This is a genomic window from Streptomyces albidochromogenes, assembly GCF_005981925.1.
In the GTDB taxonomy this organism is placed as follows: domain Bacteria; phylum Actinomycetota; class Actinomycetes; order Streptomycetales; family Streptomycetaceae; genus Streptomyces; species Streptomyces albidochromogenes.
In genome coordinates, this window is record NZ_VBVX01000210.1 from 1 (window position 1) to 12077 (window position 12077).

17 protein-coding genes and 1 tRNA gene are annotated in these 12077 nt (G+C 71.7%); 11 read left to right on the top strand and 7 right to left on the bottom strand.

Going from position 1 to position 12077, the window contains the following annotated elements; all coding sequences use genetic code 11:
• Window positions 1–40: 40 nt before the first annotated feature.
• The 6 genes from E2E34_RS23725 (at window position 41) to E2E34_RS23750 (ending at window position 3190) form a co-directional block, all read left to right on the top strand.
• Window positions 41–475 (top strand): roadblock/LC7 domain-containing protein, encoded by a 435-nt coding sequence (locus tag E2E34_RS23725; protein ID WP_138903946.1) that lies wholly within the window; start codon window positions 41–43, stop codon window positions 473–475.
• On the top strand, window positions 475–849 hold the full coding sequence (locus tag E2E34_RS23730) for a DUF742 domain-containing protein (protein ID WP_138903947.1): 375 nt from the start codon (window positions 475–477) through the stop codon (window positions 847–849). The genes E2E34_RS23725 and E2E34_RS23730 overlap by 1 nt, the downstream gene beginning before the upstream one ends.
• On the top strand, window positions 827–1432 hold the full coding sequence (locus E2E34_RS23735; protein WP_138898726.1) for a GTP-binding protein: 606 nt from the start codon (window positions 827–829) through the stop codon (window positions 1430–1432). Before E2E34_RS23730 ends, E2E34_RS23735 begins: the two co-directional genes overlap by 23 nt.
• The gene (locus tag E2E34_RS23740) at window positions 1429–2001 is read left to right on the top strand and encodes a GAF domain-containing protein (protein ID WP_138903948.1); all 573 of its coding nucleotides are present in this window, start codon (window positions 1429–1431) and stop codon (window positions 1999–2001) included. The genes E2E34_RS23735 and E2E34_RS23740 overlap by 4 nt, the downstream gene beginning before the upstream one ends.
• 103 nt (window positions 2002–2104) lie before the next feature.
• A complete protein-coding gene (locus E2E34_RS23745) occupies window positions 2105–3031 on the top strand; it encodes an alpha/beta fold hydrolase (protein ID WP_138903949.1) in 927 nt (308 codons plus the stop codon).
• 82 nt (window positions 3032–3113) lie between these two features.
• Window positions 3114–3190 (top strand) — tRNA-Pro (locus tag E2E34_RS23750).
• Window positions 3191–3293: 103 nt separating this feature from the next.
• Here E2E34_RS23750 and E2E34_RS23755 read toward each other — a convergent pair.
• The 4 genes from E2E34_RS23755 to E2E34_RS23770 are packed head-to-tail and all read right to left on the bottom strand — an operon-like array spanning window position 3294 to window position 5844.
• The gene (locus tag E2E34_RS23755; protein ID WP_138903950.1) at window positions 3294–4064 is read right to left on the bottom strand and encodes a metallophosphoesterase family protein; all 771 of its coding nucleotides are present in this window, start codon (window positions 4062–4064) and stop codon (window positions 3294–3296) included.
• A complete protein-coding gene (locus E2E34_RS23760; RefSeq protein ID WP_138903951.1) occupies window positions 4061–4315 on the bottom strand; it encodes a hypothetical protein in 255 nt (84 codons plus the stop codon). The genes E2E34_RS23755 and E2E34_RS23760 overlap by 4 nt, the downstream gene beginning before the upstream one ends.
• Window positions 4312–5019: a nucleotidyltransferase family protein gene (locus E2E34_RS23765; protein ID WP_138903952.1), complete on the bottom strand. Its 708-nt coding sequence runs from the start codon at window positions 5017–5019 to the stop codon at window positions 4312–4314. Before E2E34_RS23765 ends, E2E34_RS23760 begins: the two co-directional genes overlap by 4 nt.
• Before the next feature lie 21 nt (window positions 5020–5040).
• Entirely contained in the window at window positions 5041–5844 is an 804-nt protein-coding gene (locus E2E34_RS23770) for a VOC family protein (RefSeq protein ID WP_138903953.1), read from the bottom strand.
• Between the two features lie 282 nt (window positions 5845–6126).
• Here E2E34_RS23770 and E2E34_RS23775 point away from each other — a divergent pair, with 282 nt between their 5' ends.
• Window positions 6127–6453, top strand: coding sequence for a plasmid stabilization protein (locus tag E2E34_RS23775; protein ID WP_138903954.1), 327 nt, complete (start codon window positions 6127–6129; stop codon window positions 6451–6453).
• 72 nt (window positions 6454–6525) lie between these two features.
• Here E2E34_RS23775 and E2E34_RS23780 read toward each other — a convergent pair whose 3' ends face one another.
• Entirely contained in the window at window positions 6526–8079 is a 1554-nt protein-coding gene (locus E2E34_RS23780) for an FAD-dependent oxidoreductase (protein WP_138903955.1), read from the bottom strand.
• Between the two features lie 209 nt (window positions 8080–8288).
• On the opposite strand from E2E34_RS23780, the gene E2E34_RS23785 reads away from it, so the two are divergent.
• Both E2E34_RS23785 and E2E34_RS23790 read left to right on the top strand, forming a co-directional pair.
• Entirely contained in the window at window positions 8289–9698 is a 1410-nt protein-coding gene (locus E2E34_RS23785) for an NADP-dependent succinic semialdehyde dehydrogenase (RefSeq protein ID WP_138903956.1), read from the top strand.
• 32 nt (window positions 9699–9730) lie between these two features.
• Entirely contained in the window at window positions 9731–10249 is a 519-nt protein-coding gene (locus E2E34_RS23790) for a GNAT family N-acetyltransferase (protein ID WP_138903957.1), read from the top strand.
• Here the strand turns inward: E2E34_RS23790 and E2E34_RS23795 are convergent.
• Window positions 10212–10964, bottom strand: a complete 753-nt coding sequence (locus E2E34_RS23795; RefSeq protein ID WP_167518362.1) for a PP2C family protein-serine/threonine phosphatase — start codon at window positions 10962–10964, stop codon at window positions 10212–10214. The two genes, E2E34_RS23790 and E2E34_RS23795, sit on opposite strands and share 38 nt — an antisense overlap.
• A gap of 90 nt (window positions 10965–11054) precedes the next feature.
• Here E2E34_RS23795 and E2E34_RS37050 point away from each other — a divergent pair, with 90 nt between their 5' ends.
• Both E2E34_RS37050 and E2E34_RS35615 read left to right on the top strand, forming a co-directional pair.
• Complete coding sequence (locus tag E2E34_RS37050; RefSeq protein ID WP_279637901.1) at window positions 11055–11183, top strand: hypothetical protein; 129 nt, start codon at window positions 11055–11057, stop codon at window positions 11181–11183.
• Between the two features lie 3 nt (window positions 11184–11186).
• Window positions 11187–11411, top strand: a complete 225-nt coding sequence (locus E2E34_RS35615; RefSeq protein WP_167518363.1) for a hypothetical protein — start codon at window positions 11187–11189, stop codon at window positions 11409–11411.
• A gap of 417 nt (window positions 11412–11828) precedes the next feature.
• Here the strand turns inward: E2E34_RS35615 and E2E34_RS35960 are convergent.
• The coding region (locus E2E34_RS35960; RefSeq protein WP_208765316.1) for a hypothetical protein at window positions 11829–12077 on the bottom strand (249 nt) is incomplete at its 5' end.

A 12077-nucleotide genomic window follows, 5' to 3' on the forward strand; every position in this document is an offset into this window, starting at 1 on the left:
TCCCTCCACCGCCCGCAGTACCCCAAGGAGTAGATGCACCATGGCGAGTGATGCGCCAACCGGCCAAGCGTCCGATCTCGACTGGCTGCTGAGCGGCCTGGTCCAGCGTGTTCCCTTCACACGCAACGCCGTCCTGCTCTCCTCCGACGGCCTGGTCAAGTCGGTCCACGGTCTCGACACCGACAGCGCCGACCACATGGCCGCCCTCGCCTCCGGCCTCTACTCGCTCGGCCGCAGCGCCGGCGCCCGCTTCGGCGACGGCGGCGAGGTCCGCCAGGTCGTCGTCGAGCTCGACTCCACCCTGCTCTTCGTCTCCACGGCCGGCTCCGGCACCTGCCTCGCGGTGCTCGCCGGCCGGGAGGCCGACGCGGCGGTCCTCGGTTACGAGATGGCGATGCTGGTCAAGAGCGTACGGCCGTACCTGGTCACACCGGCCAGGCAGCGGGCGGGCGTACCGAGCACCACGGGACGCTGATGGCGTCGCTCCCGCAGGACGGGCCGTGGCTCGACGACGCGGCCGGACGGCTCATCCGCCCGTACACGGTGAGCGACGGCCGCACCCGCCCCACGACCGAACTGGACCTGCTGTCCATGGTGCGGGCCACGGGGGTGAAGCCCCTGATGCATCTCGGCCCCGAGCACACCCAGGCGCTCGGGCTGTGCGCCCACCCCACCTCGGTGGCGGAGATCGCGGCGTACCTGCGGCTTCCCGCGGTCGTCACCAAGGTGCTGCTTTCCGACCTGGTCGACTGCGGGGCGCTCACCACCCACGCACCCCGCTTCGACGACCAGCCCACCGACCTCACCCTGCTGGAGGCAGTGCTCGATGGCCTACGACGACGGCTCTGATCTGTTTCCCACCGCGCTCAAGATCCTGGTCGCGGGCGGGTTCGGCGTCGGCAAGACGACCTTCGTGGGAGCGGTGAGCGACATCGCTCCACTGAGTACGGAAGAACTCCTCACGCAGGTCAGTGTGGGGACCGACAGCCTGGAAGGCATCGAGGACAAGGCCACGACGACCGTGGCCATGGACTTCGGCCGGATGACCCTCGACGAGCACCACGTCCTGTACCTCTTCGGCACACCCGGCCAGGAGCGCTTCTGGTTCATGTGGGACGAACTCTCCAAGGGCGCGCTGGGCGCCGTCGTGCTCGCCGACACCCGCCGCCTCCAGGAGAGCTTCGCGGCGCTGGACTTCTTCGAGCGGCGCGGCATCGAATTCGTCGTCGCCGTCAACGAGTTCGACGGCGCGCACCGTTACGAGCCGGAAGAGGTACGGGCCGCTCTCGACCTCCCGCCCGATGTCCCGGTCGTGCTGTGCGACGCCCGCATCGCCAGCTCCGGGATCAAGACGCTGGTCACCCTCGTCCGGCGCCTGCTCGCCCTCACCCCGGCCTCGACGGGCTACGGAAGCCACGGAGCACCCGCATGACGTACCACCGGATCGGCCACCTGCTGCTCACCCCCGCCGACCCGGAGGCGCCCGCCCGGGTGCGGCGGCTGCACCAGCTCGGGCTGGGGGACCAGGCCGTGCCGGCCTTCGACACGTTCGCCGACCGGCTCGCGGAGATGACCGGAGCGCCGTACTCCATGGTCAACTTCATCGACGAGAACCGGCAGTTCTTCGCCGGTCTGCACACCCCGACCGGCACGCACAGCGGCACCGACCTGGGCGCGGTGGCCGCCACGAGCCGCATCGGCCGGTTCCTCGCCCGCGACCACGGGTACTGCCCGCACGTGGTGGCCCGGCGCAAGGCCCTCGTGCTGGAGGACGTCTGCGACTACCCGCGGTTCGCCGGCAATCCGGTCGTCGACGAGATCGGCATCCGGTCGTACATGGGCGCGCCCGTCATCGACCGCCGTACGGACCTGCTCCTCGGCACCGTCTGCGTCGTCGACACCGAGCCGCGCCGGTGGGGACGCGCCGGGCTGGAAACGATCAAGGCGATGGCGGCGGAACTGGCCGAGCTGATCCGGCGCCGCGAGGACGGCGGCATCTGACACGGCCGGGACGCGAGGGACGGCGCGGTCCGGTGTGAGCCGCGCTCCCCGGGGGAGAGTCAGCCCCAGTACCCGACGCAGCACACACCCAGGAGGCGTGCCGATGAGCACCGCACACCGCACGGGAACGGCGACCGCAGGCGACGGCGCGCAGATCGCCGCGTACACCTGGCTGCCGGAGAGCGGCCGGCCCCACGCCCTCGTCCAGATCGCCCACGGCGCGGCCGAACACGCCCTGCGCTACGACCGCCTCGCCCGCCACCTCGTCGACCACGGATACGGGGTGATCGCCTCCGACCACCGCGGCCACGGCGCGACCGCGGCCGCCACTGGCGGCTACGGCGTCGTCGGCGAGGACAGCTGGCGCGCGATCGTCGCCGACCTCAAGGCGGTCGGCGACCAGGCCAGGGCCCTGCACCCGGGCGTGCCCGTCGTCCTGCTCGGCCACAGCCTCGGCTCGATGCTGGCCCGCGACTACGCGCAGGAGTACCCGGACGACCTGGCCGGCCTCATCCTCACCGGTACGTTCCGCACCCTCCCCGGGGCCGAGCTCCAGGGGGCGATCGCCGGCCTGGAGGCGGAGATCGCGGAGCGCGGCCGCACCGCCCGTTCCTCGTACCTCCCCACGCTCTTCTCCGCCTTCAACGACCCGTTCCCGCACCGCACCGGCTTCGAATGGCTCTCGCGCGACGAGGCGGAGGTCGACGCCTACGCCGCCGACGAGCGCTGCGGCTTCGCCTTCAGCGCGGGTCTCGCCCTGGACTGGCTGCACGCGGTCCGCAGGATCAACGACCCGCGCCGGTTCGCCCGCGTCCCCGCCGACCTGCCGGTCCACATCGCCGCCGGCACCGAGGACCCCTGCAACCAGGGCATGACCCTCGTGTACGAACTTCTGGAGGACTTCCGCTACCTCGGCACCGAGGACCTCACCTGGAAGGGCTACGACGGCGCGCGCCACGAGATCCTCAACGAGACCAACCGGGACGAGGTCCACGACGACCTGACGGCGTGGCTCGACAAGCGCGTCTGAATCGGGTTCGTGACCACCGGCCCAAGTGCGGTATTGTTCTCAAGCGCGTTCGGCCAGGGGAAACCCCAGGCCAGACGGGCACCGGGACGTGGCGCAGCTTGGTAGCGCACTTGACTGGGGGTCAAGGGGTCGCAGGTTCAAATCCTGTCGTCCCGACCAGCGTTTCTTCGCAGGTCGGAGGTCGTATCGGAGCAATCCGATACGACCTTTTCCGTTTCCCGGGGCCTGTCCCCGACGGGCCGTCGAACGGTGCTTCGCCGGGTCATTCGGCCGCGACGGGCACCTGGTCGGTCGCGGACCCGGCCGCCGCGCGCACCGGCAGGTGGTAGACGGCGAAGGCACGGCCGATCACCGGCTGGGCGACATTGCGTACCCGTACCCCGCCGCTCGTCATGCCGTGCTCGGTGCCCAGATGCGCGTGGCCGTGGACCGCGAGGTCGGCGCCGGACCGGTCCATCGCCTCCGCGAGCAGGTAGCTGCCCAGGAAGGGAAAGATCTCCGGGGGCTCGCCCGCCAGGGTGTCCGGCACGGGCGCGAAGTGCGTCAGGGCGACGCGTACGGCGCAGCCGCTCTCCTTCAGCTCGTCCAGGGAGCGCCGCAGGCTGTCCGCGCACCGTCGGGAGTACCGGATGAACTCCTTCATCTGCGGCTCGCCGAACTCGCCACCGCTGCGCCCGGCGAACCCGCCGCCGAAGCCCTTGGTCCCGGCGACCCCGACCCGTACCCCGCCGATGTCCAGGACGGTGCCCGCGCCCTCCAGCACCGTGACGGCCGCCTCTTCGAGCACCGCCGTCACCTCGGCCTGCTCGTCGCTGTGGTAGTCGTGGTTGCCGAGGACGGCCACCACCGGCACACCGAGCCCCGCCACCTCCCGGGCGACCACCCCCGCCTCGGCGGCCGTGCCGTGCCGGGTCAGGTCCCCCGCGAGCAGCAGGACGTCCGCCGAGTCGCTGATGGTCTCGAAGGCGGGCCGGAGCACGCCCGCGCTGTCCAGTCCCAGATGGATGTCGCCGACGGCCGCGATCCGGATCACGCGAGCTCCTCAGGATGGTCGGGGGCGGTGGCCGAGACCACGACCAGGTCCTCGCGCACGGGGAGTCCGGCCAGTTCGTCCTCGGCCATGCGCAGGATCTCGTCCCGGCAGGCGGCGCTGGAGACCGTGCCGGCGATCAGGACGCTGTTTCCGCGCAGCTCTATCCGTACGCCCATCTCGGCGTAGTCGCCGCTCGCCAGATGCTCCTGGAGATGGGCGATGCGGTACTCGGCGGCGGATGTGTCGTTCACGGCCCTGCCTCCCGCGGTTCGATGACGTGCAGACGTTCGAGCAGGTAGAGAAAGGCGTCCGGCATGGGCGAGTCCTGGTGCTCGCGGCGCAGCCGGTCCCAGTCGATCTTCTCCCGCAGGGTCCGGGCGATGGGGAGTACGGCCCCGAAGTCGCAGTGGTGTTCCGAGAAGGCGTGCAGCTGGCTGCCCATGAGGTCGGTGGGGGACAGCACGGGCATGTGCACCGAGTCCACCGGAAGCGTCTGCGCCCGGCTCAGCAGCTCCCTGGTCACCGGCTGCCGGGCCAGTTCGAAGATCAGGTCGATCTCCTCGCCGTGACTGCTGGCCTTGATCAGCCAGTCCTCCGGCGGGATCCGCACCTCGATCCCCGCCACCTCCAGATCCGCGGTCACGGCCTCCGCGTCCTCGCGCAGGATGCAGAAGTCGGCGTCGTGCTGGAAGCTGGCCGGCACCCCGTGGGCGTACGCCGCGACGCTCCCGACCAGCGCGAACGGGTACCCGCAGCTCTTCAGCCGGGACGCCACGTGCTTCGTGGCCTCCAGGATGGCCTGGGTGCGGTCCGGCGGCAGCGGCCAGGCGCCCTGCGACGCTCCGGCGAACGGTTCCGGAGGCCCGCCGCCCACAGCTCTGCCCGCCGTCAGCCGCAGACCGGCCGCGTCGGACCGGTCGCCGGGAGGGGAGGCGTCTGGTGAGTAACCGCGCACGGGTGCACCTTCCTCGTCGCCTTATCCGGGCCCTGCGCTGGTGACGGTGAAGATCGCTCCGTCCGGGTCGCGCAGCGTCGTCTCCATGCCGTAGGCGGTGGGACCGTGCCCGAGGGCGGTGCCGCCGTGGCGGAGCGCTGCCTGGACCGTAGCCTCGACGTCCGCCACGGGGAAGTGGGCGTGCCACCGGGGCTGGATCAGCGGATCGGGGGCGGTGTCGACGGCTCCCGAGCTCAGCCGCGCCAGGATCTGCCCGTCCTGGAGCAGTACGACCTCGTCCTCCTGGTACTCCACCTCGCAGCAGCCGGGGCGGTCGGAGGCCCATTCGAGCACCTGCCCGTAGAAGATCGCCGCGTCGAACGCGTCCCGGGTCCGCAGCCGCAGCCACACGGGTGCGTTCTTGCGCCACACGTGCCAGTCGGAGAACAGCTGGCCCTCCCAGATGCCGAACACGGCCCCGTCCCGGTCCGCCGCGATCGCGCCGCGGCCGGTGGCGAAGCGGAGCGGGCCCACGGCGACGGTGGCGCTCCGCTCCCGGATGCGGCTCGCGGTGTCGTCCACACTGGCGACCGCGAAGTAGGGCGTCCAGGTGACGGGCGCGCGCAACGCGGTGTCCAGCGACCCGATTCCGGCGACCGGGTCGCCGTCGAGCAGGGCGATGCTGAACCCGCGACCGAGCCCGGCGCGCCGGAACTCCCAGCCCAGCACCGCGCCGTAGAAGGCCTGGGCGGGCTCCAGGTCGCGTGTCATCAGCGTGATCCAGCACGGAGCGCCGAAGATCTCGTGGCTCGAGGTTCTGCCGGTGGCCGTCGTTTCCATTTCCATCGCACGTGTCCTGGTCGAATGGGGGCGTTGAGGCCAGTTTCGTAATCCATCCTGCCCCCGGGGGTCCGTACTGGCGAACCGCGCGAAGACCCGGAGCAGGCCGTGGATCATGGAATTGTGTGTCTGTTCCCGTGCTTGGAGGGTACTCGCCGGGCACCGCCGGAAGCGGGCGACAGGAGCGGCGCGGTGCTGCGTTTGCGGACGGAACACACCGGACGCAGGGTGAGCGGAGGCCGCCCGTCGCGGGCGGCCGCCCACCGATCCCACGTACAAGGAGTAACCATGCCCAAGGGTTCGAGCCCCAAGCGGGAACGCCAGTACGAGCACATCAAGGAGAGCGCCGAAGAGCGCGGCGCGGGCACCAAGCGGGCCAAGGAGATGGCCGCGCGGACCGTCAACAAGGAGCGGGCGCGCTCCGGCGAGTCGAAGACGGCGAGCAAGAGCTCGACGCAGGGGAAGTCCGCCTCGCAGCGCGGTGGGCAGCGTTCCGGCAGCGGCTCGCAAGGGCAGACGTACGACGAGCTGTACGCGGAGGCGCGGCGTCGCGGCATCCAGGGCCGCTCCTCGATGAACAAGTCCGAACTCCAGCGCTCGCTCGGACGGTCATGACCGCCGCACACCCCACCGGCCCCACTCGGACGCCCTGACCGGCCCGGCCGGAAAAGCGCCGTCCGGCGCGCCTCAGTCGCGAGGTTCCGCAGGCCGGTCGCGGGGTTCCAGCGGGCGGGTGGCGGGGCCGTGCAGCACCGCGCCGTCCGTCCCGAAGCGCGAACCGTGGCAGGGGCACTCCCAGACCTTCTCGGCGTCGTTGAACCGCACCAGGCAGCCCAGATGCGTACACCGGGCCGACACGACGTGAGCCTCGCCGGACTCGTCGCGGTACACCGCACAGCGTCGTCCCTCCAGACGTACCACCGCGCCGCTGCCCGGCGGGACCTCGTCCGCCGCGTCGACATGACCGGTGTGCAGACGGTCGCCCACGAAACGCCGTGCGACGTCGCTCTGGTACTTCGCCAGCTCCGCCGTCTCCCGGACGTGGGGCAGGCGGCGTGGATCGTACAGATCCGTCCACCCGGGGCGGGGGCCGCCCGCGATGTGCGCGGCGAGCAGGCGGCCGGCCATCACCCCGTTGCTCATGCCCCAGCCGCCGAAGCCCGTCGCCACGAACACGTGCTGGGTGCCCGGGTGCGCGTGACCGACGTACGGCAGGTGGTCGCTCGAATCGTTGTCCTGCGCCGCCCAGCGGTACACGCGGTCCGCCGCCGCGAAACCCGGCAGCCGTTCCCCGGCCCAGGCCTCCAGGCGCGCGAAGCGCTCCCGCACACCGCCCGCACCCGGCTCGAACGTCTCACCCGTCACGATCAGCAGCCGCCGTCCGTCGTCGTACGGCGCACCGCGCACCGAACGGACGCGGTCGGCCGGGCTCATGTACATGCCCCCCGGCGCGTCGCCGGAAGACACCGGAGCCGCGACCACCAGCTCCCGCCTCGGCTTCAGCCGGGTGAACAGCAGCGTGTGGTCGAAGACCGGGTAGTGCGTCGCGACGACCGTGTCGCGCGCCTCGACGGTGACACCGCCTTCCGTGGACAGCCGGCACCGCACGCCGTCCCGCAGCCCCGTCACGCGCGTGCGCTCGTGAATCCGTCCGCCCGCCGCGGTGATCCGCTCGGCCAGGGCGAGCAGGAATCTGCGGGGGTGGAACTGCGCCTGCCGCTCCACCCGCACCGCCCCGGCCACCGGGAACGGCAGCTCGGTCTCCGTCACGAAGGACGCGTCGAGACCGGCCCGCCGGGCGGCGTCGGCCTCCGCCCTCAGCTCGTCCGTACGCTCCGGGTCCTCCAGGTACGTGAAGGCCGCGGCGCGCTCCAGGTCGGCGTCGATCCCCAGTTCGTCGCAGAGCGCCGCCGCACGGTCGACCGCGTCCTGCTGCGACAGCGCGTACAGCGCCGCGCCCTCGGCGCCGTGCCGCGCCTCCAGCCGCGCGTAACCCAGCCCGTGCAGCGCCGTCAGCTTCGCCGTGGTGTACCCCGTCACCCCGGCGGCGATCCGGTCCGCCTCCAGCACCACGACGTCCAAGCCCGCCCGGACCAGCTCCCAGGCCGTGCACAGGCCGGCGATGCCGCCGCCGACCACGGCGACGTCCGCCGTCAGGTCCGTGTCCGCGGCCGGGTACCGGATGCCGGGGGCGGTGGCCATCCAGTAGGACTCGTCGATGGTCGGACGCTTCCCATCCATGGGCTACGGCTTCCCCTTCCGCCGACCGGATAACAGCCTCGACCGACCACGCTGTTTTCCCCACCTCCGTACGGGTACCGGAAGCCGGTCACGAGCCCCCCGGCCACGTGGGCCCGCACCCCAGGCGAAGGGGAAGGCGCCCCGTCACGTTGCGGGACCGCCCGTACCGCGCGAGTGTCGAAGCGACCGAGTCCGAGGAGGACCCCAGCATGCCCATCGCCACGGTGAACCCCGCCACCGGAGAGACGCTCAAGACCTTCGACCCGCTCGGACCGGAAGAGATCGAGCACCGCCTGGCACGCGCCGCGAGCGCCTTCAGCCAGTACCGCACCACCGGCTTCGACCGGCGGGCGGAACTGCTCAACCGCGCCGCCGACCTGCTCGACGAGGACCAGCAGGACATCGCCCGCATCATGACCACCGAGATGGGCAAGCCGATCACGGCCGCCCGTGCGGAGGCGGCCAAGTGCGCGAAGGCGATGCGCTGGTACGCCGAGAACGCCCGGGAACTCCTCGCCGACGAGCACCCCTCCGCCGCCGACGTGACCGACTCCGGAGCGTCCCGGGCGATCGTCCGCTACCGCCCCCTGGGGGTCGTCCTGGCCGTGATGCCGTGGAACTTCCCCCTCTGGCAGGTCGTACGCTTCGCCGCCCCCGCACTCATGGCCGGCAACGTGGGCCTGCTCAAGCACGCGTCGAACGTGCCGCAGACCGCCCTCTACCTGGAGGACCTCTTCCGCCGCGCCGGCTTCCCCGAAGGGTGCTTCCAGACACTGCTGATCGGATCCGGCGCCGTCGAGGACCTCCTGCGCGACAGCCGGGTGGCCGCCGCGACGCTCACGGGCAGCGAGCCGGCCGGACGCTCGGTCGCCGCCGTCGCCGGCGACGAGGTGAAGCGGACCGTCCTGGAACTCGGGGGCAGCGACCCCTTCGTCGTCATGCCGTCCGCGGACATCGAACGGGCCGCCCGTACCGCCGTCACGGCCCGCGTGCAGAACAACGGGCAGTCCTGCATCGCCGCCAAGCGCTTCATCGTCCACACCGACGTCTACGACGACTTCTGCGAACGCTTCACCGCCGGCATGAGGGACCTGACCGTCGGCGACCCGTCGCACGAGACCACCGACGTCGGACCGCTGGCCAGCGAACAGGGACGCACCGATCTCGAGGAGCTCGTCGACGACGCCCTGCGCCTCGGCGCCACCGCCCGGTGCGGAGGACAGCGCCCCGAGCAGTACGACAAGGGCTGGTTCTACGAGCCCACCGTCCTCACCGGCGTCACCCCGAGCATGCGCATCCACCGCGAGGAGGCGTTCGGACCCGTCGCCACGGTCTACCGCGTGTCCGGCCTCGACGAGGCGGTGACCCTCGCCAACGACTCGCCCTTCGGGCTCAGCTCCAACGTGTGGACCCGCGACGACGGCGAGGTCGAGCGGTTCGTACGGGACCTGGAGGCGGGCGGGGTCTTCGTCAACGGCATGACCGCCTCCCACCCCGCGCTGCCCTTCGGAGGCGTCAAGCGCTCGGGTTACGGCAGGGAACTGTCGGGCCACGGCATCCGCGAATTCTGCAACGTCACCACCGTGTGGCACGCCGCCGAACCCACGGAGAAGGGCTGACCACCGGGGGAGCGCCGGGCTAACGTGCCCGCATGCCCAAGACCCTGTACGGCACCGAGGTCGTGCTGCGCCCGCCCGCACCCGACGACATCCCGCGGCTGGCAGCCATCCGGTCTACTCCGGAGGTCCGCGGGATCTGGCGCGGCGGCGACGACCTGGTGAAGACCGTCACCGAGGACCTCGCCGACCCCGACGTCACCACCCTGGTCGTCGAACACGCGGGCCGGGTCGCCGGCGCCGTCCAGTGGGGCGAGGAGCGGGACCCCGACTACCGGCACGCCAACATCGACATCTATCTCGACCCCGCCGTGCACGGCCGCGGGCTGGGCACGGACACCGTGCGCACGCTCGCCCGCCACCTGATCACCGACCTCGGCCACCACCGGATCGTGATCGACCCGGCGGCGGACAACACCGTCGCCATCCGCTGCTACACCAAGGCCGGCTTCCGCCCCGTCGGCATCATGCGCGCCTACGAGCGCGGCCCGGACGGCACCTGGCACGACGGCCTGCTCATGGACCTGCTGGCCTCGGACCTGACGGAGCGCTGAGGGCACCGGGCGCCTCCGGCAGGTGACGTACGAGGGCCAGAGCGGCGGCGTCGTCCCGCAGCCTGCCACCGGCCGCGTGCCGGGACACGTCGGCCAGCAGCGCCCTGGTGAGCGCCGCGGGACACGGTCCGAGGTCGTGGCCCGTCACGGCGGCCTCGAGGTCGAAGAAGTCGCGGTCGCCGTTGCGGGCCTCCGTGATGCCGTCGGTCACCATCAGCAGCGAGGTGGCGGCGTCGAGCGTGTGCGTGTTCACCCGCACCGGCTCGTCCTGAGCGAAGTCGAAGTAGCCCAGCGGACAACCCGGCCACAGGCTCATTTCCCGGGAACGGTCCGCAGACACGGCGATCGGCGGTACGTGCCCGCAGTTGACGAGTTCCAGGGTGCCGTCCGGGCGGCCCTGGAGCAGCAGCGCGGTCGCGTAGCGGTCGTCACCGCTGGCGTCCTGGCGGCGGCGCAGCGACAGATCCATGCGCCGTGCCACGGCCGCCAGGTCGGGCTCGTCGTACGCCGCCTCGCGGAAGGCGCCCAGCAGGATCACCGTGGCGTCCACGGCCGGCAGCCCCTTGCCGCCCACGTCCCCCAGGACGAGGCGCAGCCCGTACGGCGTCTGGAGCGCGTCGTAGAAGTCGCCGCCCACCCGGGCCTCCGCCTCGGCGGCCCGGTAGAAGCCCGCCAGACGGTAACCCTTCGTGGTCTCCGGCAGCGGCCGCAGCACCGCCCGCTGGAACCGCCGGCGAGGGAACGCACATGATCCAGAGTCCGCTCGCCGCGCGCCCGTGCGACGGCCGCCGCCACACCCGCGACGGTGACCACCACGATCGCGATCGTCACCATCGGCAGGGCGGAACCGCCCAGCGGCGTACTGCCCCACCGCAGGACCGTCTGCGTCACGGTGGCCAGCACCCCGAACCCGAGGATCCCGGGCCAGCGGTGACCGATGGCCGCCAGCGCCGGAACCGCGGCGAGCACCGGCCCCACCGAGACGTCCGGACCCGTCAGCACGGCCACGACCAGCGCCGCCGACCACACCAGCCACGGCGTCGCCCACGCCACGGCGGCGCTGCCGGAGGAAAGGCCCGGCAGGCGAGGAGGCGGGGTGCGAAGCGGACGGACCGACGGCATGCGCAGAAGCCTCTCGCTGTGGACGACCCGCTCATCGTGACGCCCGCCACGTGCCCCTCGCCAGGGGAACTTGTGCCCGTATGAGCAGGACCAAGGCCCCTCGGTCGCGCCGCAGGAGCGCGTTCAGCTGGCCGTGGGCCACCGCCTCGGTCAACGCGCCGGGGCCGGCCGGCCGCTCTCGACGTCAGCGGTGACGGGAACGCGGAGGGCCGCCACCACGCGGGCCAGGAGCTCGAGTTCCCGGTCGGCGTCCAGCCGCCCGCTGTCCGTTTGGCGACAGGGCGTCCGCACTGGCCGTCCGCTCTGGTCAGCCGGTTTGACGCGGCGGTCGCGCATCCGTAATGTTCTCCGAGCTGTCGCGGAGCCGGAACGGTTCTGCGGCTCCAACCCGTCGCGAGAGCGACACCCCAAACCCCAGCACGTTTCCCGGTCCGGGATAATTTCGGCACGCCGGAATTCATTCGACAGGCTCGATTATGAGCCGCCCGGGAAATCCGCTAGAGTTCTGGATGTCGGAACGGCCCAACAGCCGGAAAGACAAAAGCAGAATCCCGCCGGCCGGGAATCGGACGCGAAAGAGTCTGATAGAGTCGGGAACACGAAATGCCGAACGAAAGCCCGGAGGAAAGCCCGAGAGGGTGAGTACAAAGGAAGCGTCCGTTCCTTGAGAACTCAACAGCGTGCCAAAAGTCAACGCCAGATATGT

Coding starts and splice junctions, on each gene's coding strand:
- E2E34_RS23725 (WP_138903946.1), top strand. CDS start 41: ATGGCGAGTGATGCGCCAACCGGCCAAGCGTCCGATCTCGACTGGCTG.
- E2E34_RS23730 (WP_138903947.1), top strand. CDS start 475: ATGGCGTCGCTCCCGCAGGACGGGCCGTGGCTCGACGACGCGGCCGGA.
- E2E34_RS23735 (WP_138898726.1), top strand. CDS start 827: ATGGCCTACGACGACGGCTCTGATCTGTTTCCCACCGCGCTCAAGATC.
- E2E34_RS23740 (WP_138903948.1), top strand. CDS start 1,429: ATGACGTACCACCGGATCGGCCACCTGCTGCTCACCCCCGCCGACCCG.
- E2E34_RS23745 (WP_138903949.1), top strand. CDS start 2,105: ATGAGCACCGCACACCGCACGGGAACGGCGACCGCAGGCGACGGCGCG.
- E2E34_RS23770 (WP_138903953.1), bottom strand. CDS start 5,844: ATGGAAATGGAAACGACGGCCACCGGCAGAACCTCGAGCCACGAGATC.
- E2E34_RS23775 (WP_138903954.1), top strand. CDS start 6,127: ATGCCCAAGGGTTCGAGCCCCAAGCGGGAACGCCAGTACGAGCACATC.
- E2E34_RS23780 (WP_138903955.1), bottom strand. CDS start 8,079: ATGGATGGGAAGCGTCCGACCATCGACGAGTCCTACTGGATGGCCACC.
- E2E34_RS23785 (WP_138903956.1), top strand. CDS start 8,289: ATGCCCATCGCCACGGTGAACCCCGCCACCGGAGAGACGCTCAAGACC.
- E2E34_RS23790 (WP_138903957.1), top strand. CDS start 9,731: ATGCCCAAGACCCTGTACGGCACCGAGGTCGTGCTGCGCCCGCCCGCA.
- E2E34_RS35615 (WP_167518363.1), top strand. CDS start 11,187: ATGGCCGCCAGCGCCGGAACCGCGGCGAGCACCGGCCCCACCGAGACG.